Source organism: Salmonella sp. 3C (genome assembly GCF_025426275.1).
Classification (GTDB): domain Bacteria; phylum Pseudomonadota; class Gammaproteobacteria; order Enterobacterales; family Enterobacteriaceae; genus Salmonella; species Salmonella enterica.
This window is the reverse complement of record NZ_CP104858.1, coordinates 1,763,017-1,785,593: the sequence shown is the minus strand read 5'-3', so window position 1 is coordinate 1,785,593 and position 22,577 is coordinate 1,763,017. Positions and strand designations below refer to the sequence as shown.

Sequence of the window (22,577 nt, the reverse complement as noted above, 5' to 3'; positions counted from 1 at the left end):
CGCTAGCGGAAATCAGGTGAAGATAATCGCCATCAGGCGATTATCTTGTGGGAATCTACGGATTGGTCAGGCCGGGTAAGCCAACGCGGCCCCCGGCATGTTGATGGGAGGTTAAATCTCGACCTGCGTACCTAACTCAATCACGCGGTTAGGCGGGATCTCGAACTGATCCGGCGCGCGCAGGGCGTTGCGTTGCAACAACAAATACAGCTTGCCACGCAGACGCAAATACCACGGGCGTTTGCCGACAATCAACGACTCGTGCGACATAAAGAACGACGTTTCCATCATCCGACAGCTAAGCCCTTCCAGACCGCAGCGGTGGAACACCTCTTCAACGTTTGGCGTTTCGCGCCAGCCGTAGCTAGCCACCACGCGCCAGAATGTCGGAGACAACTGCTCAATCTGCACCCGGCGAACGTTATGCACATATGGCGCATCTTCTGTACGCAACGTCAGTAAGATTACGCGCTCATGCAACACTTTGTTGTGCTTCAGGTTATGCAATAAAGCAAAAGGGATCACACTGAGCGCGCGCGACATGTATACGGCAGTACCCGGCACCCGAACCGGCGGTGACTTCTCCAGCGAAGCAATCATCGCTTCCAGCGAATTACCGTGTTCATGCATACGACGCAACAGACGGAAACGCTCGCTCTTCCAGGTGGTCATGATCGTGAACATGATCAGACCCAGGCTCAGCGGCAGCCAACCGCCGGACAACAATTTATCGAGGTTAGCCGAGAACAGCGGGATATCCACGCACAGGAATGCGATGAGGATCAGCGCGACAAAATATTTGTTCCAGTGCCAGTTCTTACGCGCCACGGTCGTAGAAAGAATAGACGTCAGCACCATCGTGCCGGTCACGGCGATACCATAGGCCGCCGCCAGGTTGCTGGAGTGCTCAAAGCTAACAATAACAACCACGACCGCGAAATAAAGCAGCCAGTTAACGAAAGGGATATAGATCTGACCGGACTCCATCTCGGAGGTATGGATAATGCGCATTGGCGACAAATAGCCAAGACGCACGGCCTGACGCGTCAGCGAAAAGACGCCGGAAATGACCGCCTGGGAGGCGATCACCGTCGCCAGCGCGGCCAGAATCAGCAGCGGAATTAACGCCCAGTCCGGCGCCAACAGGAAGAAGGGGTTTTTAATCGCTTCCGGATGCTTAAGTAGCAATGCGCCCTGACCAAAGTAGTTCAGTACTAACGACGGCAATACCACGGTAAACCACGCCAGGCGAATCGGGAACTTACCGAAGTGTCCCATATCGGCGTACAACGCCTCTACGCCGGTAATCGACAGCACCACCGCGCCCAACGCAATAAATGATACGGTTTTATATTCAAGGAAAAAACGTACCGCCCAGACAGGATTCAGCGCATGTAACACTTCGGGATTGGCGATAATACTGCGCAGGCCAAGTACCGCCAGGATTAAAAACCAGGTCAGCATGATCGGCGCAAAGAGTTTCCCTACCATTCCCGTACCGTGCTTCTGAATCATAAACAACAGAGTCAGCACAATAATGGAGAGCGGGACAATCCAGGTGTCCAGCTGCGGCGCGACAATCTCCAGGCCTTCAATCGCCGACATCACCGAAATCGCCGGCGTAATGACCACTTCGCCATAGAAAAAGCTGCCGCCTATCAGTCCCATGATAACTAACATGGATGTGGTGCGCGCCGAGGTATTACGCCCGGCAAGCGACATCAGCGTCAAAATTCCACCTTCACCCGCGTTATCGGCGCGCATCACGAAGGTGAGATATTTGATGGAAACCACAAAGATGAGTAGCCAGAAGATCAGCGACAGAAAACCAAACACGGCATCTCGTTCAACGCCAAAACCAAACTGACCGGACAAACATTCACGAAGCGTATAAAGCGGGCTGGTACCAATATCACCGTAGACAACCCCAATAGCTGCGAGGGTAATCGCAGGCAACGATTGCTTATTATCAGTGCTCATAGACTCATCTTTCGTTTATACACGTCACCCTTCACGCTACCTCCTTGTCGGCTGCATTCGCTTACCCCAGTCACACGTTTAAGTCAGTGCCAGGGGATTCACTCCTTTGCCGCCTTGATGTAGTTTGAATGAATGAGTGTATAGATATGAAATGTGTGCTTAGTCCCTTGGCCCACAAAAAAGCGCACAGTATGCACGATTAATCATAAAATCGTACCCCTAAATGAAGCCAGATTAACCTGGCTCAAAGAAAAATAAACAGCGCGTCAGACGATTACAGCCCCGGTGGTGAAACGTCTATACTCGCAATTAGCATGATCCATTTGTCGAAAGGACGCCTCTTTATTATGGCTCACCCACATTTATTAGCGGAAAGAATTTCCCGTCTGAGCAGCGCCCTTGAGAAGGGACTGTATGAACGTAGTCATGCCATACGCCTTTGCCTACTGGCGGCGTTAAGCGGTGAGAGCGTCTTTTTGTTGGGCCCGCCCGGTATCGCCAAGAGTCTGATTGCCCGCCGCCTGAAGTTTGCTTTCCAGCGCGCCCGCGCTTTTGAATATCTGATGACACGCTTTTCCACGCCGGAAGAGGTTTTTGGCCCGCTCTCTATTCAGGCGCTGAAAGATGAAGGTCGCTATGAACGCTTAACGACCGGCTACCTTCCCGAAGCCGAAATCGTTTTTCTGGATGAAATCTGGAAAGCCGGGCCCGCTATCCTGAACACATTGCTGACCGCCATTAACGAACGCCATTTCCGCAACGGCGCATTTGAGGAAAAAATTCCGATGCGGCTGCTGGTGGCGGCCTCTAACGAACTGCCCGAAGCGGACAGCAGCCTGGAAGCCTTGTACGACCGAATGTTGATTCGTCTGTGGCTGGATAAAGTTCAGGATAAAGCCAATTTCCGCTCCATGCTGGTTAGTCAGCAGGATGAGAGTGATAACCCGGTCCCCGCCTCGTTACAGGTAAGCGACGAAGAATATCAACAGTGGCAAAAAGATATCGGCGCGATTTCACTGCCTGATCCGGTCTTTGAGCTGATATTTACTCTGCGCCAACAGCTGGATAATTTGCCGAATGCGCCTTATGTCTCCGACCGTCGCTGGAAGAAAGCCATCCGCCTGTTACAGGCCAGCGCCTTCTTTAGCGGACGTGACGCGGTTGCGCCGATTGACCTTATCCTGCTAAAAGATTGCTTGTGGTATGACGCGCAGAGTCTGAATCTCATGCAACAGCAACTGGAAATATTGATGACCGGACACGCCTGGCAGCAGCAGGCCATGCTGACTCGCCTCGGCGGTATTGTCCAGCGCCGCCTCCAGTTGCAGCAACAGCAAAGCGATAAAACCGCCTTCACCGTCATTAAAGAAGGCGGTATGTTCAGCCGCCGCCCGCATTACACTTTACCGCCGGAAGCCAGTGCGTCAACGTTGACGTTATTGCTACAAAAACCGCTAAAACTGCATGATATGGAAGTGATCCATATTACCTTTGACCGCAGCGCGCTGGAACTTTGGCTGACCAAAGGCGGCGAGATCCGCGGCAAACTGAACGGGATCGGCTTTGCCCAAACGCTGAATATGGAAGTCGATAACGCTCAACATCTGGTGGTGCGCGACATCAGTCTACAAGGTACCCGTCTGGCGTTACCGGGAGCGGCTGAAGACAGTATGCCTGCGGAGATCAAACAGCAGCTGGAAACGTTAGAAAACGACTGGCGCCAGCAGCATACTCGCTTCAGCGAGCAGCAACATTGCCTGTTTATTCACAGCGACTGGTTAGGGCGCATTGAGGCCAGCCTGCAGGATGTAGGAGAACAGATCCGCCAGGCGCAACAATGCTGACGCTGGATACGCTAAATACCATGCTGGCCGTCAGCGAAGAGGGAATGGTCGAAGAGATGATCCTCGCGCTACTGGCTTCCCCACAACTGGTCATTTTCTTTGAAAAGTTTCCGCGTTTAAAAAACGCCGTGACCGCCGATCTCCCGCGCTGGCGGGAAGCGCTACGCAGCCGTCTTAAAGACGCACGCGTTCCGCCGGAACTCACGGAAGAGGTCATGTGTTATCAGCAAAGCCAACTTCTCTCTACCCCACAGTTCATCGTGCAACTGCCGCAAATACTGGCGTTGCTTCACCGCCTGCATTCACCGTATGCCGCGCAGGCGAAGCAGTTGACGGAGAGCAACAGTACCTTTACCCCTGCGCTACACACGCTTTTTTTGCAACGCTGGCGGTTAAGTCTGGTCGTGCAGGCCACCACGTTAAATCAGCAACTACTGGAAGAAGAGCGCGAGCAGTTGCTGAGTGACGTTCAGGAACGGATGACGCTGAGCGGGCAACTGGAACCGACGCTGGCGGAAAATGATAATGCCGCAGGCCGCCTGTGGGATATGAGCGCGGGCCAGCTTAAACGTGGTGATTATCAACTGATCGTAAAATACGGCGAATTTCTCGCCGCCCAGCCGGAGCTAATGCAACTGGCGGAACAACTGGGACGTTCGCGGGAAGCCAAATCGGTACCGAAAAAAGACGCGCCGATGGAAACCTTTCGTACACTGGTACGCGAACCCGCAACGGTGCCGGAGCAGGTTGACGGTATACAGCAAGGCGATGATATTCTGCGCCTGTTGCCGCCAGAGCTGGCGACGCTCGGCATCACCGAGCTGGAATATGAATTTTACCGCCGGTTAGTGGAAAAACAGCTCCTCACCTATCGCCTGCATGGCGAAGCGTGGCGTGAGAAAGTGACCGAACGGCCGGTAGTACACCAGGATGTCGACGAGCAGCCGCGCGGACCGTTTATTGTCTGCGTCGATACTTCAGGCTCGATGGGAGGATTTAACGAGCAGTGCGCAAAAGCGTTCTGCCTGGCGTTGATGCGCGTTGCGCTGGCGGATAACCGCCGCTGCTTTATTATGCTGTTTTCCACTGACGTTGTGCGTTATGAACTCTCCGGCCCGGAAGGTATCGAGCAGGCTATCCGCTTTTTAAGTCAACGTTTTCGCGGCGGCACGGATATCGCCAGCTGTTTTCGCGCCATTATTGAAAGAATGCAGGGACGGGAATGGTTTGATGCCGATGCGGTGGTCATTTCGGATTTTATCGCCCAGCGCTTGCCGGATGACGTGGTGAGCAAAGTGGGAGAGTTGCAGCGTCTTCACCAGCATCGATTCCATGCGGTGGCGATGTCGGCGCACGGCAAACCCGGCATCATGCGCATTTTCGATCATATCTGGCGCTTTGACACCGGGATGCGAAGCCGCCTGCTGAGACGCTGGCGGCGCTAACGGCTTATAAAATAGCAGGAATGCTTTCGCGAACCTGCGCGGGCCATACGCCGCACTGTACCTGACCAATATGCGGCAATTGCAGCAGCAACATCGTCAGACGCGACTGCCCAATCCCGCCGCCGATGGTCTGCGGCATTTCGCCGCGCAGCAGCGCCTGATGCCACTCCAGTTGCAGACGATCTTCATCACCGGTCAACGCCAGCTGGCGCATCAGCGTATCGGCATCTACGCGAATACCCATAGAGGAAAGCTCAAACGCATCTTCCAGCACCGGGTTCCACACCAGGATATCGCCGTTCAGACCGGCGTAGCCCAGCTCAGATGCGGAGCTCCAGTCATCATAATCCGGCGCGCGTACATCATGGCGGTGGCCATCACTCAGTTTACCGCCGATCCCCACCAGAAAAACGGCGCCAAGTTCTTTGGCGATCGCGCGTTCGCGCCCTTTCGCATCCAGATCCGGATAGCGAGACAACAGCTCCTGGCTGTGAACAAACTGAATTTGCTCTGGCAGGAACGGCGCCAGACCAAACTGTTTATGCACTTCTGCTTCCGTCGCCTTAATTCCAGCCCATATAGCCTCTACTGTGCTTTTCAGGGTGGAAAATTGGCGCTCGCCATCGCCCATGACACGCTCCCAGTCCCACTGATCCACATAGACCGAGTGGAGCGGAGAGAGTCGGTCTTCATCGGGGCGAAGGGCTTTCATGTGCGTGTACAGCCCTTCGCCCGCGCTGAAGTCATGTTGCCCCAGGGTTTGACGTTTCCACTTCGCCAGTGAATGCACCACTTCGAACTGGGCGTCAGGCAACGCTTTCACTTTTACCTGCACCGCTTTTTCACAGCCGGACAAATTATCCTGCGTACCATCTCCTACGCGACTCAGGATCGGCGCCTGGACCTCAATCAGACCCAGACGCTCCTCAAGCTGGCGAGAGAAATGTGATTTCACGAAGCTAATTTGACGTTGTTTGGCAATGTAAGCGGTTTTCATTTTTTTACTCCTGCGTCCTGTTGCCTATGATTAAGCAACAAAACGAGAGCACTATTCAATAATCAACAGATAAAAAGCCAACTTCAATTTTGATTCGTTAAAAATAATGGCTAAAATAGAGATAATCATTAATCAGCATAAGAAAAAGCGATGGAAAATTATCAGATCGACAATCTGGACCGCGGCATACTTGACGCCTTAATGGAAAATGCCCGCACCGCCTACGCCGAACTGGCCAAACAATTTGGCGTTAGCCCTGGAACCATTCACGTTCGCGTCGAGAAAATGAAGCAGGCCGGGATCATTACGGGCGCACGGATTGACGTCAGCCCTAAACAGCTGGGCTACGATGTGGGCTGCTTTATTGGCATCATTCTCAAAAGCGCCAAAGACTATCCCTCCGCACTGGCCCGGCTGGAAAGCCTGGATGAGGTGACGGAAGCGTATTACACCACCGGTCACTACAGCATCTTTATAAAAGTGATGTGCAAATCAATCGACGCGCTTCAGCACGTACTTATCAACAAGATCCAAACAATTGATGAAATTCAGTCCACTGAGACACTGATCGTCTTGCAGAACCCGATCATGCGCACCATCAAGCCATGATCGGCTTTTTTAATCCCACATTTTTCCACAGGTAGATCCCAGCTCGTTCACAGAGTACAATGCAGCCTCTTTACCTGAGCGAGCGATCAATGGCAGACATTACTCTTATCAGCGGCAGCACCCTGGGCGGCGCCGAATACGTCGCGGAACATCTGGCGGAAAAGCTGGAAGCTGCCGGTTTTTCAACCGAAACGGTGCACGGTCCGTTATTAGAGGATCTGTCAGCTTCCGGGATCTGGCTGATAATCAGCTCAACGCACGGCGCCGGAGACATTCCGGACAACCTGACCCCTTTCTATGAAGACCTTCAGACGCAGAAACCCGATCTTTCCGCGGTACGTTTCGGCGCAATTGGCATTGGTAGTCGAGAATACGACACGTTTTGCGGCGCGATTGAGAAAATAGAAGCGGAACTGAAAGACGCTGGCGCAAAACAGGTTGGGGAAACACTGAAGATCAACATCCTTGAACATGAGATTCCGGAAGATCCAGCGGAGATTTGGCTCGGATCCTGGATTAATTTACTCAAATAAGTGTAAAGATCGTGCGATCCATTGTGGATAAATCTGGTGGAAAGCTTGGATCAACCGGTAGTTACCCAAAGAATAACCGTTGTTCACTTTTTGAGTTGTGTATAAGTACCCGTTTTGATCCCAGCTTATACGGGCCACGATCACCGATCATTCACAGCTAGTGATCCTTTCCAACGCATTGATCTTTATTACAGGATCCGGGTTATCCACAGCCTGGCGCGATCCTAATAAGAGATCACAATAGAACAGATCTCTAAATAAAAAGATCTTCTTTTTAATAGCCCGGATCCCGGGGCTTTCTCCATCGGCTAAAGTTGAGTAGAATCCACCGCCCGGGCTTCAATCCATTTTCACACCGCGTTATGCGAGGCAATTACCATGTTTTATCAGGATCCTTTTGACGTCATTATTATTGGCGGGGGTCATGCAGGCACTGAGGCCGCGATGGCCGCAGCGCGTATGGGTCAACAGACTCTGCTTTTGACACACAATATTGACACGTTGGGACAGATGAGCTGCAACCCGGCGATCGGCGGTATTGGAAAGGGACATCTGGTAAAAGAGGTGGATGCGCTCGGCGGTCTGATGGCGAAAGCGATCGATCAGGCAGGTATTCAGTTTAGGATACTAAACGCCAGCAAAGGTCCGGCCGTTCGCGCTACCCGGGCTCAGGCGGATCGAGTCTTATACCGCCAGGCGGTGCGTACCGCGCTGGAGAATCAGCCGAATCTGATGATCTTCCAGCAAGCGGTTGAAGATCTGATTGTCGAAAACGATCGCGTTGTCGGCGCCGTGACCCAAATGGGGCTCAAATTCCGCGCGAAAGCGGTGGTACTGACCGTCGGAACCTTCCTGGATGGCAAAATTCATATTGGTCTGGATAACTACAGCGGCGGTCGTGCTGGCGATCCGCCATCCATCCCGCTGTCTCGCCGTCTGCGTGAGCTTCCGCTACGCGTCAGCCGCCTGAAAACCGGCACACCGCCGCGTATTGATGCGCGTACTATCGATTTCAGCGTGTTGGCTCAACAGCATGGCGATAACCCGATGCCGGTTTTCTCGTTTATGGGGAATGCTTCTCAGCATCCGCAACAGGTGCCGTGTTACATCACGCATACCAATGAGAAAACCCATGACGTGATTCGTAATAACCTCGATCGTAGCCCAATGTACGCTGGCGTGATCGAAGGGATCGGCCCGCGCTACTGTCCTTCGATCGAAGACAAGGTGATGCGTTTTGCCGATCGTAACCAGCATCAGATCTTCCTTGAGCCGGAAGGACTGACCTCTAACGAGATTTACCCTAACGGTATCTCCACCAGCCTGCCGTTTGACGTGCAGATGCAGATTGTCCGTTCCATGCAGGGCATGGAGAACGCGAAGATCGTTCGTCCTGGTTATGCGATTGAGTACGATTTCTTCGACCCGCGCGATCTGAAACCGACTCTGGAAAGTAAATTTATTCACGGCCTGTTCTTTGCTGGTCAAATCAACGGTACTACCGGCTATGAAGAGGCTGCGGCGCAGGGCTTGCTCGCTGGTCTGAATGCCGCGCGTCTTTCCGCCGACAAAGAGGGCTGGGCGCCTGCGCGTTCTCAGGCTTATCTCGGCGTGCTGGTGGACGATCTCTGTACGCTGGGCACCAAAGAGCCGTATCGCATGTTTACCTCCCGCGCCGAATATCGCCTGATGCTGCGTGAGGACAACGCCGATCTGCGTCTGACCGAAATGGGCCGCGAGCTGGGTCTGGTGGATGATGAACGCTGGGCGCGCTTCAACGAGAAGCTGGAAAGTATCGAACGCGAACGTCAGCGGCTGAAATCGACATGGGTAACGCCGTCTGCGGAATCCGCCGATGAAGTGAATGCGCATTTGACCACGCCTCTCTCCCGTGAGGCCAGCGGCGAAGATCTGTTGCGTCGTCCGGAAATGACCTACGCGCAGCTCACTTCGCTTGCCGCATTCGCGCCTGCGCTTGAAGATGAGCAAGCCGCTGAGCAAGTGGAAATCCAGGTCAAATACGAAGGCTATATCGCTCGCCAGCAGGATGAGATTGAAAAACAACTACGTAACGAGAATACGTTGCTGCCTGCCACGCTGGATTATCGTCAGGTTTCCGGTCTGTCGAACGAAGTTATCGCCAAGCTGAACGATCATAAACCGGCGTCTATCGGCCAGGCATCGCGTATCTCCGGCGTTACGCCAGCGGCAATCTCCATTCTGCTGGTATGGCTGAAAAAACAAGGTATGCTGCGTCGTAGCGCTTGATAACACTAATTTGGCGGGGGCGCTTCGCTTGCCCGCCCTACAAATTTGTAGGCCCGATAAGCGAAAGCGCATCGGGCATTTGATTATTAACAGGTAATGACCGTGCTCAACAAACTCTCTCGTCTGCTGGCTGATGCCGGTATTTCTCTTACCGATCACCAGAAAACGCTGCTGGTCGCCTACGTTGATATGCTGCACAAATGGAACAAAGCATACAACCTGACGTCAGTGCGGGATCCCAACGAAATGTTGGTACGCCATATTCTCGACAGCATAGTCGTTGCGCCGTATCTTCAGGGACAGCGTTTTATCGACGTAGGAACAGGACCGGGGCTGCCGGGCATCCCGCTGGCTATTGTTCTCCCTGACGCGCATTTCACCTTACTCGACAGCCTGGGCAAGCGGGTACGTTTTCTGCGTCAGGTCCAGCACGAACTGAAACTGGAAAACATCACGCCGGTTCAAAGCCGCGTTGAAGCCTATCCCTCCGAACCGCCGTTTGATGGCGTTATCAGCCGCGCTTTCGCATCGTTGAATGATATGGTGAGCTGGTGTCACCATCTGCCGGGAGAGAAAGGGCGTTTTTATGCCTTAAAAGGGCAATTGCCAGGGGATGAAATTGCCTCACTACCTGACAATTTTAGCGTCGAATCTGTTGAAAAATTACGCGTTCCGCAACTGGAAGGCGAGCGGCATCTGGTGATTATTAAGTCAAACAAAGTTTAATTTTTATCAAAAAAAATAGAAAAAAACGACGCGGCTTGTGTTAAAAATCGACAGGTATAACGCATTTCAGCGTTGTTACATTTAACTCTGGATTTACGGTTTCGTTTCAACATGACAACGTCGCTTATTTTGTTAAAACAGAGAGTAATCAACTTTGTAAATATCAGTCTGCTAAAAATCGAATCGAAAAATCACTTTTGCTTGTTAAATTTTTATTATAAATGTCAATGGGGCGTTTTTAAGGTGTAAGCTGGTATTTTTAAAACAGTACCTGGTTTTACGCTTAAATATCAAAAAGATGAAAAGGCATGAATTGACACGTAAATGAATTGCGTAAGCATGAATATGTTTAATGTGTGATCTGGTGCACGCTTTATCGCCAGTGTTTTCGCGCTATTTGCAGTTTTGTACGATCGTTCACACTTTGGCTAAAAGTTAAAAATGCGGGCCAGAGAAAAATATTTAAACATTTATTCACCTTTTGGCTACTTATTGTTTGAAATCACGGGGGCGCACCGTATAATTTGACCGCTTTTTGATGCTTGACTCTAAGTCTTAAAGAACGTTTTATACGACACGCGGCATACCTCGAAGTGAGCAGGAGTAAAAACGTGATGTCTGTGTCGCTCGTGAGTCGAAACGTTGCTCGTAAGCTTCTGTTCATTCAGTTTCTGGCGGTAATAGCAAGTGGATTGCTGTTTTGCCTCAAAGACCCCTTCTGGGGCATCTCCGCAGTATGTGGGGGATTGGCAGTGGCACTGCCTAATATGTTGTTTATGATATTTGCCTGGCGTCACCAGGCGCATACACCTGCTAAGGGCCGCGTGTCCTGGACTTTCGCCTTCGGTGAAGCCTTCAAGGTGTTAGCGATGCTGGTTTTACTGGTGGTGGCGTTGGCGGTTTTAAAGGCGGTGTTTTTGCCGCTGATCGTTACGTGGGTTTTGGTGCTGGTGGTTCAGATACTGGCGTCGGCTGTAATTAACAACAAAGGGTAAAAGGCATCATGGCTTCAGAAAATATGACGCCGCAGGAATACATAGGACACCATCTGAATAACCTTCAGTTGGACCTGCGTACTTTCTCGCTGGTGGATCCGCAGAACCCCCCAGCCACCTTCTGGACGCTCAATATTGACTCCATGTTCTTCTCGGTGGTGCTGGGTCTGTTGTTTCTGGTGATGTTCCGTAGCGTTGCTAAAAAAGCGACCAGCGGCGTGCCAGGCAAGTTTCAGACCGCGATTGAGCTGATAGTCGGCTTTGTGCATGGCAGCGTGAAAGACATGTACCATGGCAAAAGCAAGCTGATTGCGCCGCTGGCCCTGACGATTTTCGTCTGGGTATTCCTTATGAACCTGATGGACTTACTGCCTATCGACCTGCTGCCGTATATCGCTGAGCATTGGCTGGGTCTGCCGGCAACGCGCGTGGTGCCGTCTGCTGACGTGAACATCACCCTGTCGATGGCGCTGGGCGTATTCATCCTTATTCTGTTCTACAGCATCAAAATGAAAGGCATCGGCGGCTTCGCAAAAGAGTTGACGCTGCAGCCGTTCAATCACTGGGCGTTCATTCCTGTCAACTTAATCCTTGAAGGGGTAAGTCTGCTGTCCAAACCGGTTTCTCTGGGTCTGCGACTGTTCGGCAACATGTATGCCGGTGAGCTGATTTTCATTCTGATTGCTGGTCTGTTGCCGTGGTGGTCACAGTGGATTCTGAATGTGCCGTGGGCCATTTTCCACATCCTGATTATTACGCTGCAAGCCTTCATTTTCATGGTTCTGACGATTGTCTATCTGTCGATGGCGTCCGAAGAGCATTAATTTACCAACACTACTACGTTTTAACTGAAACAAACTGGAGACTGTCATGGAAAACCTGAATATGGATCTGCTGTACATGGCTGCCGCTGTGATGATGGGTCTGGCGGCAATCGGTGCTGCGATCGGTATCGGCATCCTCGGGGGTAAATTCCTGGAAGGCGCGGCGCGTCAACCTGATCTGATTCCTCTGCTGCGTACTCAGTTCTTTATCGTTATGGGTCTGGTGGATGCTATCCCGATGATCGCTGTAGGTCTGGGTCTGTACGTGATGTTCGCTGTCGCGTAGTAAGCGTTGCTTGAATTAAGAGCAATATCAGAAGGTTAACTAGATAGAGGCATTGTGCTGTGAATCTTAACGCAACAATCCTCGGCCAGGCCATCGCGTTTATTCTCTTTGTCTGGTTTTGCATGAAGTACGTATGGCCGCCGTTAATGGCAGCCATCGAGAAACGTCAGAAAGAAATTGCTGACGGTCTCGCTTCTGCTGAACGAGCACATAAGGATCTTGACCTTGCAAAGGCCAGCGCGACCGACCAGCTGAAAAAAGCGAAAGCGGAAGCTCAGGTAATCATCGAGCAGGCAAACAAACGCCGCGCTCAGATCCTGGACGAAGCCAAAACTGAAGCAGAGCAGGAACGTACTAAAATCGTGGCGCAGGCGCAGGCGGAAATTGAAGCCGAGCGTAAACGCGCCCGTGAAGAGCTGCGTAAGCAAGTTGCTATCCTGGCTGTTGCTGGCGCCGAGAAGATCATCGAACGTTCCGTGGATGAAGCTGCTAACAGCGACATCGTGGATAAACTTGTCGCTGAACTGTAAGGAGGGAGGGGCTGATGTCTGAATTTGTTACGGTAGCTCGCCCCTACGCCAAAGCAGCTTTTGACTTTGCCGTTGAACACCAAAGTGTAGAGCGCTGGCAGGATATGCTGGCGTTTGCCGCCGAGGTAACCAAGAACGAACAAATGGCAGAGCTTCTCTCTGGCGCGCTGGCGCCGGAAACGCTCGCTGAGTCGTTTATCGCAGTCTGCGGTGAGCAGTTAGACGAAAACGGTCAGAACCTGATTCGGGTGATGGCTGAAAATAATCGTCTGAACGCGCTCCCGGATGTTCTGGAGCAGTTTATTCATCTGCGTGCCGCCAGTGAAGCTACCTCCGAGGTAGAAGTTACGTCGGCAACCGCATTGAGTGAAGAGCAGCTTTCGAAAATCAGCGCCGCGATGGAAAAACGTCTGTCACGCAAAGTGAAGCTGAATTGCAAAATCGATAAGTCTGTAATGGCAGGCGTTATCATCCGGGCGGGTGATATGGTCATTGATGGCAGCGTACGCGGCCGTCTTGAGCGCCTTGCAGACGTCTTGCAGTCTTAAGGGGACTGGAGCATGCAACTGAATTCCACCGAAATCAGCGAACTGATCAAGCAGCGCATTGCTCAGTTCAATGTGGTGAGCGAAGCTCACAACGAAGGTACTATTGTTTCTGTCAGTGACGGTGTTATCCGCATTCACGGCCTGGCCGATTGTATGCAGGGTGAAATGATCTCCCTGCCGGGTAACCGTTACGCTATCGCACTGAACCTGGAGCGCGACTCCGTGGGTGCGGTAGTCATGGGTCCATACGCTGACCTTGCCGAAGGCATGAAGGTTAAATGTACGGGTCGTATCCTGGAAGTTCCGGTTGGCCGCGGTCTGCTGGGACGTGTGGTGAACACCTTGGGTGCGCCAATTGACGGTAAAGGTCCGGTTGATAATGACGGCTTCTCTGCCGTTGAAGCGATTGCGCCGGGCGTTATCGATCGTCAGTCTGTCGATCAGCCGGTGCAGACCGGCTATAAAGCCGTTGACTCCATGATCCCAATCGGTCGTGGTCAGCGTGAACTGATCATCGGTGACCGTCAGACCGGTAAAACCGCGCTGGCTATCGACGCCATCATCAACCAGCGCGATTCCGGTATCAAATGTATCTATGTCGCTATCGGCCAGAAAGCGTCCACCATCTCTAACGTGGTGCGTAAACTGGAAGAACACGGCGCGCTGGCTAACACCATCGTTGTGGTGGCGACCGCGTCCGAATCCGCTGCTCTGCAATATCTGGCGCCGTATGCCGGTTGCGCAATGGGCGAATACTTCCGTGACCGCGGTGAAGATGCGCTGATCATTTACGATGACCTGTCTAAACAGGCTGTTGCTTACCGTCAGATCTCCCTGCTGCTCCGTCGTCCGCCAGGACGTGAAGCATTCCCGGGCGACGTATTCTACCTCCACTCTCGTCTGCTGGAGCGTGCTGCGCGTGTTAACGCCGACTACGTCGAAGCCTTCACCAAAGGTGAAGTGAAAGGGAAAACCGGCTCTCTGACCGCGCTGCCGATTATCGAAACGCAGGCAGGTGACGTTTCCGCGTTCGTTCCGACCAACGTAATTTCCATTACCGATGGTCAGATCTTCCTGGAATCTAACCTGTTTAACGCCGGTATTCGTCCTGCGGTTAACCCGGGTATCTCGGTATCCCGTGTAGGTGGCGCAGCCCAGACCAAGATCATGAAAAAACTGTCCGGTGGTATTCGTACCGCGCTGGCGCAGTATCGTGAACTGGCGGCGTTCTCTCAGTTTGCATCCGACCTTGACGATGCCACCCGTAAACAGCTTGACCACGGTCAGAAAGTGACCGAACTGCTGAAACAGAAACAGTATGCGCCGATGTCCGTCGCGCAGCAGTCTCTGGTTCTGTTCGCAGCAGAACGTGGTTATCTGGCGGATGTCGAACTGGCGAAAATCGGTAGCTTCGAAGCCGCACTGCTGGCTTACGTCGACCGTGATCACGCTCCGCTGATGCAAGAGATCAACCAGTCCGGTGGCTATAACGACGAAATCGAAGGCAAGCTGAAAGGCATCCTCGATTCCTTCAAAGCAACCCAGTCCTGGTAACGTCTGGCGGCTTGCCTTAGGGCAGGCCGTAAGGCATTGAGGAGAAGCTCATGGCCGGCGCAAAAGAGATACGTAGTAAGATCGCAAGCGTCCAGAACACGCAAAAGATCACTAAAGCGATGGAGATGGTCGCCGCTTCCAAAATGCGTAAATCGCAGGATCGCATGGCGGCCAGCCGTCCTTATGCAGAGACCATGCGCAAAGTGATTGGTCACCTTGCGAACGGTAATCTGGAATATAAGCACCCCTACCTGGAAGAGCGCGACGTTAAACGCGTGGGCTACCTGGTAGTGTCGACCGACCGTGGTTTGTGCGGTGGCTTGAACATTAACCTGTTCAAAAAGCTGCTGGCGGATATGAAGGCATGGTCCGATAAAGGCGTTCAGTGCGAACTCGCAATGATCGGCTCTAAGGGCGTGTCATTCTTTAATTCCGTAGGCGGCAACGTTGTCGCTCAGGTGACAGGTATGGGGGATAACCCTTCTCTGTCCGAACTGATCGGTCCGGTTAAAGTGATGTTGCAGGCCTACGACGAAGGCCGTCTGGACAAGCTTTACATTGTCAGCAACAAATTTATTAACACCATGTCTCAGGTGCCGACGATCACTCAACTGCTGCCGCTGCCGGCGTCAGAAGATGATGATCTGAAGCGTAAAGCCTGGGATTACCTGTATGAACCAGACCCGAAAGCGCTGCTGGATACTCTCCTGCGTCGTTATGTGGAGTCTCAGGTTTATCAGGGCGTGGTAGAAAACCTGGCCAGCGAGCAGGCCGCACGAATGGTGGCGATGAAAGCCGCAACCGATAATGGCGGCAGCCTGATTAAAGAGCTGCAGTTGGTATACAACAAAGCTCGTCAGGCCAGCATTACTCAGGAACTCACCGAGATCGTCTCGGGGGCCGCCGCGGTTTAACCAGGTTATTTCGTAGAGGATTTAAGATGGCTACTGGAAAGATTGTCCAGGTAATCGGCGCCGTGGTCGACGTCGAGTTCCCTCAGGATGCCGTACCACGCGTGTACGATGCCCTTGAGGTGCAGAATGGTAATGAGAAGCTGGTGCTGGAAGTTCAGCAGCAGCTTGGCGGCGGTATCGTGCGTACCATCGCGATGGGGTCTTCTGACGGTCTGCGTCGCGGTCTGGATGTAAAAGATCTCGAACACCCGATCGAAGTCCCGGTAGGTAAAGCCACGCTGGGTCGTATCATGAACGTCCTGGGCGAACCGGTAGACATGAAAGGCGAGATCGGCGAAGAAGAGCGTTGGGCGATTCACCGCGCAGCACCTTCCTACGAAGAGTTGTCAAACTCTCAGGAACTGCTGGAAACCGGTATCAAAGTTATCGACCTGATGTGTCCGTTCGCGAAGGGCGGTAAAGTCGGTCTGTTCGGTGGTGCGGGTGTAGGTAAAACCGTAAACATGATGGAGCTTATTCGTAACATCGCGATCGAGCACTCCGGTTACTCAGTGTTTGCGGGCGTAGGGGAACGTACTCGTGAGGGTAACGACTTCTACCACGAAATGACCGACTCCAACGTTATCGATAAAGTATCCCTGGTGTATGGCCAGATGAACGAGCCGCCGGGAAACCGTCTGCGCGTTGCACTGACCGGCCTGACCATGGCGGAGAAATTCCGTGACGAAGGTCGTGACGTACTGCTGTTCGTCGATAACATCTATCGTTACACCCTGGCCGGTACGGAAGTATCCGCACTGCTGGGCCGTATGCCTTCCGCAGTAGGTTACCAGCCGACTCTGGCGGAAGAGATGGGCGTTCTGCAGGAACGTATCACCTCCACCAAAACCGGTTCTATCACCTCCGTACAGGCGGTATACGTACCGGCGGATGACTTGACTGACCCGTCTCCAGCCACCACCTTTGCGCACTTAGATGCAACCGTGGTACTGAGCCGTCAGATCGCATCCCTGGGTATCTACCCGGCCGTTGACCCGCTGGACTCCACCAGCCGTCAGCTGGATCCGCTGGTTGTTGGTCAGGAACACTACGACACCGCGCGTGGCGTTCAGTCCATCCTGCAGCGTTATCAGGAACTGAAAGACATCATCGCCATCCTCGGTATGGATGAACTGTCTGAAGAAGATAAACTGGTGGTAGCTCGCGCGCGTAAAATTCAGCGCTTCCTGTCCCAGCCGTTCTTCGTGGCGGAAGTATTTACCGGTTCTCCGGGCAAATACGTCTCCCTGAAAGACACCATCCGTGGCTTTAAAGGCATCATGGAAGGCGAATACGATCACCTGCCGGAGCAGGCGTTCTACATGGTCGGTTCCATCGACGAAGCCGTGGAAAAAGCCAAAAAACTTTAACGCCTTAATCGGAGGGTGATATGGCAATGACTTACCACCTGGATGTCGTCAGCGCGGAGCAACAAATGTTCTCCGGTCTGGTCGAGAAAATCCAGGTTACGGGTAGCGAAGGCGAACTGGGGATTTACCCGGGGCACGCGCCGCTACTCACCGCCATTAAGCCTGGTATGATTCGCATCGTTAAGCAGCACGGTCATGAAGAGTTTATCTATCTGTCCGGCGGCATTCTGGAAGTGCAGCCTGGCAGCGTGACCGTTCTGGCGGATACCGCGATTCGCGGTCAGGATCTCGACGAAGCGCGAGCCCTGGAAGCGAAGCGTAAAGCCGAAGAGCACATTAAGAGCTCGCACGGTGACGTGGATTACGCTCAGGCGTCTGCGGAACTGGCCAAAGCGATCGCTAAACTGCGCGTTATCGAGTTGACCAAAAAAGCGATGTAACACCGGCTTGAAAGCATAAAACCAGTCTGATTGCGGACTGGTTTTTTTTTATCCTCTCAATTTTTATTCGATAAACTAGCAACGACAAAAACAAGCGGCTGAAGGCGACGCGTTTTCAGCGACAGCGCTGTTTTCATTAAATCTTTCTTTCTGTCATTGGCATCTGCACATTGTGCGAAGAAGGAAGGAATGGATGCGTTTTTATTGCATAAAATGAGGGATTATTACTATGTCATTTCAGCCATCCTTTGCGGGTCCACAACCCGACTCAAGGATTGATCGTACTACCTTTATTCGTCGCGCTTATCTTCATCTCGCCGTCGCCATCGTCGGTTTTATCGTATTGAGCGCGGCGTGGAGTTTTATAGGGGTCGGGGAGTATGCGCTTGATGTGCTGCTGGCTGGTGGAAGATATAGCTGGTTGGTTGTTCTCGGCGCTTTTATGCTGGTGGGAATGCTGGCAACCCGTCTGGCGGATAATGCGGGGACTAATCAAACGCAACTTATCGGGCTGGGGATTTATGTGTTGGCAGAATCCCTGATTTTTGCCCCCCTGTTAACGGTGGCGGCGTATATTAACCCGTCGAGCATTGGCGCGGCGGCAATAACGACTCTGTTGCTGGTTGGCGGTCTGACGTTTACCGCTTTTTCCATAAAAAAAGACTTTTCTTTTCTGCGCTCGTTTCTGACTATGGCTGGGTTCATTGCTTTTGGCGCGATTATTGCCAGCGTCATCTGCGGCTTCTCGCTGGGCGTCTGGTTTTCTGCGCTAATGGTACTGCTGTGCGCCGGGTTTATACTTTACGATACTTCTAACATTATTCACCATTACCCTACCGATCGCCCAGCTGGCGCGGCATTACATCTGTTTGCTTCTATCGCGACCATGTTCTGGTATATTTTGCGGATTTTTATGTCGCGTAATTAAGTAAAAAATATGCGCAACGGAAAACCAGCGGCCTCTGTCGCTGGTTTTTGCTTTTCTGACTCCCCTGCGCTTTATTACGTTATCTTCTTTATTTATGGAGTAAAAAAACAGCAAAAACATCGGACTACGTTGCCAATACGCGGGTGTTTTTACTTTTCAGGAGACAAGAGGCGCGGTAATGAACGAAAATGATTCATTAGCAGGCGGGGATTTTATCCCGGTGAGCGTTTTATCCTTCTTCCATTTTACGATGAAAAAAATGTAGTATTTTCAACGTGAAACAGTATAAATTCGTTCTCAAATTACAGTCAGGACGCGTATGTTAAATAGTGCTATGAGCGTAGTGATCCTTGCCGCAGGTAAAGGCACACGCATGTATTCCGATATTCCTAAAGTGCTGCACACGCTGGCGGGTAAACCCATGGTGCAGCATGTCATTGATGCAGCTACTAAATTAGGGGCCGCACAGGTTCATCTGGTCTATGGCCACGGTGGCGAGTTGTTAAAACAGACCCTGAAAGATGACAAGCTGAACTGGGTGCTTCAGGCGGAACAGTTGGGAACAGGTCACGCAATGCAGCAGGCCGCGCCCTTTTTTAGCGACGATGAAGATATTTTAATGCTTTACGGCGACGTGCCGCTGATTTCGGTTGAAACCTTACAGCGCCTGCGCGATGCCAAACCGCAGGGTGGTATTGGGTTATTAACCGTGAAGCTGGACGATCCGAGCGGCTATGGCCGTATTACGCGTGAAAACGGTAAAGTGACCGGCATCGTTGAACATAAAGACGCCACTGATGAACAGCGTCAGATCCAGGAAATTAACACTGGTATTCTGATCGCCAACGGCGCGGACCTGAAACGCTGGTTGTCTAAGCTGACTAACAATAATGCGCAGGGTGAATATTACATCACAGATATCATCGCGCTGGCTTATCAGGAAGGACGGGAGATCGCCGCGGTGCATCCGGCTCGCATCAGCGAAACGGACGGCGTGAATAACCGTCTACAGCTTTCTCGTCTGGAGCGTATTTACCAGGCCGAACAGGCGGAGAAACTGCTGTTATCCGGTGTTATGTTGCGCGATCCGGCACGTTTTGATCTCCGCGGCACCCTTCATTGTGGAATGGATGTCGAAATTGACGCTAACGTTATCATCGAAGGTTATGTAACGCTCGGTCACCGCGTGAAGATCGGCGCGGGCTGCATTATTAAAAACAGCGTTATTGGCGATGACTGCGAAATTAGCCCATACAGCGTGGTGGAAGATGCGCATCTGGAAGCGGCCTGCACCATCGGCCCGTTTGCTCGCCTGCGTCCCGGCGCGGAGCTGTTAGCGGGCGCTCACGTCGGCAATTTCGTTGAAATGAAAAAAGCGCGTCTCGGTAAAGGTTCTAAAGCCGGCCATCTGACCTACCTGGGAGATGCGGAAATTGGCGACAACGTGAATATCGGCGCGGGGACCATCACCTGTAACTATGATGGCGCGAACAAATTCAAAACGGTTATTGGCGACGATGTGTTTGTCGGCTCCGATACCCAACTGGTGGCGCCGGTTACTGTTGGTAAAGGGGCCACCATCGCCGCAGGGACTACCGTCACCCGTAATGTAGCCGACAATGAACTGGTATTAAGCCGCGTGCCGCAGGTGCATAAGCAAGGCTGGCAGCGTCCGGTGAAGAAAAAGTGATTTTGTAGGTCGGATAAGCGTCAGCGCCATCCGGCAGACCGGAGATGAGAGGATAAAATAATCCTCCGCTCCATGAGCAGTACTTATAAAAATAACCCCACTCTCTACAAGGCTCGGGGCGCCCGCAACGACGGGCATACAGGTCAGCGACAACGCATGGCGTAATGCCATAATCAGGAAATAAAACTATGTGTGGAATTGTTGGCGCTATCGCGCAGCGTGATGTAGCTGAAATCCTTCTCGAAGGTTTACGTCGTCTGGAATACCGCGGATATGACTCTGCCGGTCTGGCCGTGGTGGATGCAGAAGGTCATATGACCCGCCTGCGTCGCCTCGGTAAAGTCCAGATGCTGGCTCAGGCAGCGGAAGAACATCCTCTGCATGGCGGCACTGGTATTGCTCACACTCGCTGGGCGACGCACGGTGAACCTTCAGAAGCTAACGCGCATCCGCATGTTTCTGAACACATTGTGGTGGTGCATAACGGCATCATCGAAAACCATGAACCGCTGCGTGAAGCGTTAAAAGCGCGTGGCTATACCTTCGTTTCTGAAACCGACACCGAAGTGATTGCACACCTGGTAAACTGGGAACTGAAACAGGGCGGTACTCTGCGTGAGGCTGTTCTGCGTGCTATCCCGCAACTGCGTGGTGCGTACGGTACAGTGATCATGGATACCCGTCACCCGGATACCCTACTGGCGGCACGTTCTGGTAGCCCGCTGGTGATTGGCCTGGGTATGGGCGAAAACTTTATCGCTTCTGACCAGCTGGCGCTGTTGCCAGTGACTCGTCGCTTTATCTTCCTTGAAGAGGGCGATATCGCTGAAATCACTCGCCGTTCGGTAAATATCTTCGATAACACCGGCGCGGAAGTAAAACGTCAGGATATCGAATCTAATCTGCAATATGACGCGGGCGATAAAGGTATTTACCGCCACTACATGCAGAAAGAGATCTACGAACAGCCGAACGCGATCAAAAACACCCTTACCGGGCGCATCAGCCACGGTGAGGTGGATTTAAGCGAGCTGGGACCGAACGCCGATGATCTGTTGTCGAAGGTTGAGCATATTCAGATCCTCGCCTGCGGTACGTCTTACAACTCCGGTATGGTTTCCCGTTACTGGTTTGAATCGCTGGCAGGTATTCCGTGCGACGTTGAAATCGCCTCTGAATTCCGCTATCGCAAATCTGCCGTGCGCCGTAACAGCCTGATGATCACGCTCTCCCAGTCTGGCGAAACGGCAGATACCCTGGCTGGCCTGCGTCTGTCGAAAGAGCTGGGATATTTGGGCTCTCTGGCCATTTGTAACGTGCCGGGATCTTCGCTGGTGCGTGAATCCGATCTGGCGCTGATGACCAACGCGGGTACGGAAATTGGCGTAGCATCTACCAAAGCCTTCACCACCCAGTTAACCGTGCTGTTGATGCTGGTGGCGAAACTGGCGCGTCTGAAAGGTCTGGATACGTCCATTGAGCATGATATCGTTCATGGCCTACAGGCGCTGCCGAGCCGTATTGAGCAGATGCTGTCGCAGGACAAACGTATCGAAGCCCTGGCGGAAGATTTCTCTGACAAACACCATGCGCTGTTCCTGGGGCGTGGCGATCAATATCCGATTGCGCTCGAAGGCGCGCTGAAGCTGAAAGAGATCTCTTACATTCACGCGGAAGCCTATGCTGCAGGCGAGCTGAAACACGGGCCGTTGGCGCTGATTGACGCCGATATGCCGGTGATTGTGGTGGCGCCGAACAACGAACTGCTGGAGAAACTGAAATCCAACATCGAAGAAGTTCGCGCACGTGGCGGTCAGTTGTACGTCTTCGCCGATCAGGATGCGGGTTTCGTCAGCAACGACAACATGCACATCATCGAGATGCCGCATGTGGAAGAGGTCATTGCGCCTATCTTCTACACCGTTCCGCTGCAACTGCTGGCGTATCACGTGGCGCTGATTAAAGGCACCGACGTTGACCAGCCGCGTAACCTGGCGAAATCGGTTACCGTAGAGTAAGTACAAATGTAGTACCAGGCAGAAGGCCGTCGATAGACG

General features: G+C 52.5%; 20 protein-coding genes. 18 read left to right on the top strand and 2 right to left on the bottom strand.

What is annotated here, in order from left to right; all coding sequences use genetic code 11:
* Positions 1 to 111: 111 nt before the first annotated feature.
* Complete coding sequence (gene kup / locus N7E69_RS08475) at positions 112 to 1,980, bottom strand: low affinity potassium transporter Kup (protein ID WP_000102338.1); 1,869 nt, start codon at positions 1,978 to 1,980, stop codon at positions 112 to 114.
* A gap of 347 nt (positions 1,981 to 2,327) precedes the next feature.
* Between kup and ravA the strand changes: the two genes are divergently transcribed.
* The gene (gene ravA, locus N7E69_RS08470) at positions 2,328 to 3,824 is read left to right on the top strand and encodes an ATPase RavA (RefSeq protein WP_000940987.1); all 1,497 of its coding nucleotides are present in this window, start codon (positions 2,328 to 2,330) and stop codon (positions 3,822 to 3,824) included.
* Positions 3,818 to 5,269, top strand: a complete 1,452-nt coding sequence (gene viaA / locus N7E69_RS08465; RefSeq protein WP_000956588.1) for an ATPase RavA stimulator ViaA — start codon at positions 3,818 to 3,820, stop codon at positions 5,267 to 5,269. Before ravA ends, viaA begins: the two co-directional genes overlap by 7 nt.
* Positions 5,270 to 5,273: 4 nt before the next feature.
* Here the strand turns inward: viaA and asnA are convergent, their stop codons facing one another.
* Positions 5,274 to 6,266, bottom strand: a complete 993-nt coding sequence (asnA, locus tag N7E69_RS08460) for an aspartate--ammonia ligase (RefSeq protein ID WP_000845123.1) — start codon at positions 6,264 to 6,266, stop codon at positions 5,274 to 5,276.
* A 150-nt stretch (positions 6,267 to 6,416) separates the two neighbouring features.
* On the opposite strand from asnA, the gene asnC reads away from it, so the two are divergent.
* The 16 genes from asnC to glmS all read left to right on the top strand — a co-directional run bounded on the left by asnC (position 6,417) and on the right by glmS (position 22,538).
* Positions 6,417 to 6,875 carry a transcriptional regulator AsnC gene (gene asnC / locus N7E69_RS08455; RefSeq protein WP_000433016.1) on the top strand — a complete coding sequence of 153 codons (459 nt, stop codon included), beginning with the start codon at positions 6,417 to 6,419 and terminating at the stop codon, positions 6,873 to 6,875.
* Positions 6,876 to 6,964: 89 nt separating this feature from the next.
* Positions 6,965 to 7,408, top strand: coding sequence for an FMN-binding protein MioC (gene mioC / locus N7E69_RS08450; RefSeq protein WP_000763720.1), 444 nt, complete (start codon positions 6,965 to 6,967; stop codon positions 7,406 to 7,408).
* A gap of 378 nt (positions 7,409 to 7,786) precedes the next feature.
* On the top strand, positions 7,787 to 9,676 hold the full coding sequence (gene mnmG / locus N7E69_RS08445; protein WP_000499875.1) for a tRNA uridine-5-carboxymethylaminomethyl(34) synthesis enzyme MnmG: 1,890 nt from the start codon (positions 7,787 to 7,789) through the stop codon (positions 9,674 to 9,676).
* Between the two features lie 102 nt (positions 9,677 to 9,778).
* Positions 9,779 to 10,402, top strand: a complete 624-nt coding sequence (rsmG, locus tag N7E69_RS08440; RefSeq protein ID WP_001519938.1) for a 16S rRNA (guanine(527)-N(7))-methyltransferase RsmG — start codon at positions 9,779 to 9,781, stop codon at positions 10,400 to 10,402.
* Between the two features lie 614 nt (positions 10,403 to 11,016).
* Complete coding sequence (gene atpI, locus N7E69_RS08435; RefSeq protein ID WP_000116686.1) at positions 11,017 to 11,397, top strand: F0F1 ATP synthase subunit I; 381 nt, start codon at positions 11,017 to 11,019, stop codon at positions 11,395 to 11,397.
* Between the two features lie 8 nt (positions 11,398 to 11,405).
* Positions 11,406 to 12,221, top strand: a complete 816-nt coding sequence (gene atpB, locus N7E69_RS08430) for a F0F1 ATP synthase subunit A (RefSeq protein WP_000135632.1) — start codon at positions 11,406 to 11,408, stop codon at positions 12,219 to 12,221.
* 46 nt (positions 12,222 to 12,267) lie between these two features.
* Positions 12,268 to 12,507: a F0F1 ATP synthase subunit C gene (gene atpE / locus N7E69_RS08425; RefSeq protein ID WP_000429386.1), complete on the top strand. Its 240-nt coding sequence runs from the start codon at positions 12,268 to 12,270 to the stop codon at positions 12,505 to 12,507.
* Between the two features lie 59 nt (positions 12,508 to 12,566).
* Positions 12,567 to 13,037, top strand: a complete 471-nt coding sequence (atpF, locus tag N7E69_RS08420; RefSeq protein ID WP_001052212.1) for a F0F1 ATP synthase subunit B — start codon at positions 12,567 to 12,569, stop codon at positions 13,035 to 13,037.
* 14 nt (positions 13,038 to 13,051) lie between these two features.
* Positions 13,052 to 13,585: a F0F1 ATP synthase subunit delta gene (gene atpH / locus N7E69_RS08415; protein WP_001288957.1), complete on the top strand. Its 534-nt coding sequence runs from the start codon at positions 13,052 to 13,054 to the stop codon at positions 13,583 to 13,585.
* A 12-nt stretch (positions 13,586 to 13,597) separates the two neighbouring features.
* On the top strand, positions 13,598 to 15,139 hold the full coding sequence (gene atpA, locus N7E69_RS08410) for a F0F1 ATP synthase subunit alpha (RefSeq protein WP_001176751.1): 1,542 nt from the start codon (positions 13,598 to 13,600) through the stop codon (positions 15,137 to 15,139).
* Between the two features lie 50 nt (positions 15,140 to 15,189).
* Positions 15,190 to 16,053: a F0F1 ATP synthase subunit gamma gene (atpG, locus tag N7E69_RS08405; RefSeq protein WP_000896506.1), complete on the top strand. Its 864-nt coding sequence runs from the start codon at positions 15,190 to 15,192 to the stop codon at positions 16,051 to 16,053.
* 26 nt (positions 16,054 to 16,079) lie between these two features.
* Positions 16,080 to 17,462 (top strand): F0F1 ATP synthase subunit beta, encoded by a 1,383-nt coding sequence (gene atpD / locus N7E69_RS08400; RefSeq protein ID WP_000190499.1) that lies wholly within the window; start codon positions 16,080 to 16,082, stop codon positions 17,460 to 17,462.
* 20 nt (positions 17,463 to 17,482) lie between these two features.
* On the top strand, positions 17,483 to 17,902 hold the full coding sequence (locus N7E69_RS08395) for a F0F1 ATP synthase subunit epsilon (protein WP_001251971.1): 420 nt from the start codon (positions 17,483 to 17,485) through the stop codon (positions 17,900 to 17,902).
* 229 nt (positions 17,903 to 18,131) lie between these two features.
* A complete protein-coding gene (locus N7E69_RS08390) occupies positions 18,132 to 18,830 on the top strand; it encodes a Bax inhibitor-1 family protein (RefSeq protein WP_000009908.1) in 699 nt (232 codons plus the stop codon).
* 319 nt (positions 18,831 to 19,149) lie between these two features.
* On the top strand, positions 19,150 to 20,520 hold the full coding sequence (glmU, locus tag N7E69_RS08385) for a bifunctional UDP-N-acetylglucosamine diphosphorylase/glucosamine-1-phosphate N-acetyltransferase GlmU (protein ID WP_000934851.1): 1,371 nt from the start codon (positions 19,150 to 19,152) through the stop codon (positions 20,518 to 20,520).
* A 188-nt stretch (positions 20,521 to 20,708) separates the two neighbouring features.
* Entirely contained in the window at positions 20,709 to 22,538 is a 1,830-nt protein-coding gene (gene glmS, locus N7E69_RS08380; protein WP_000334052.1) for a glutamine--fructose-6-phosphate transaminase (isomerizing), read from the top strand.
* Positions 22,539 to 22,577: the final 39 nt, after the last annotated feature.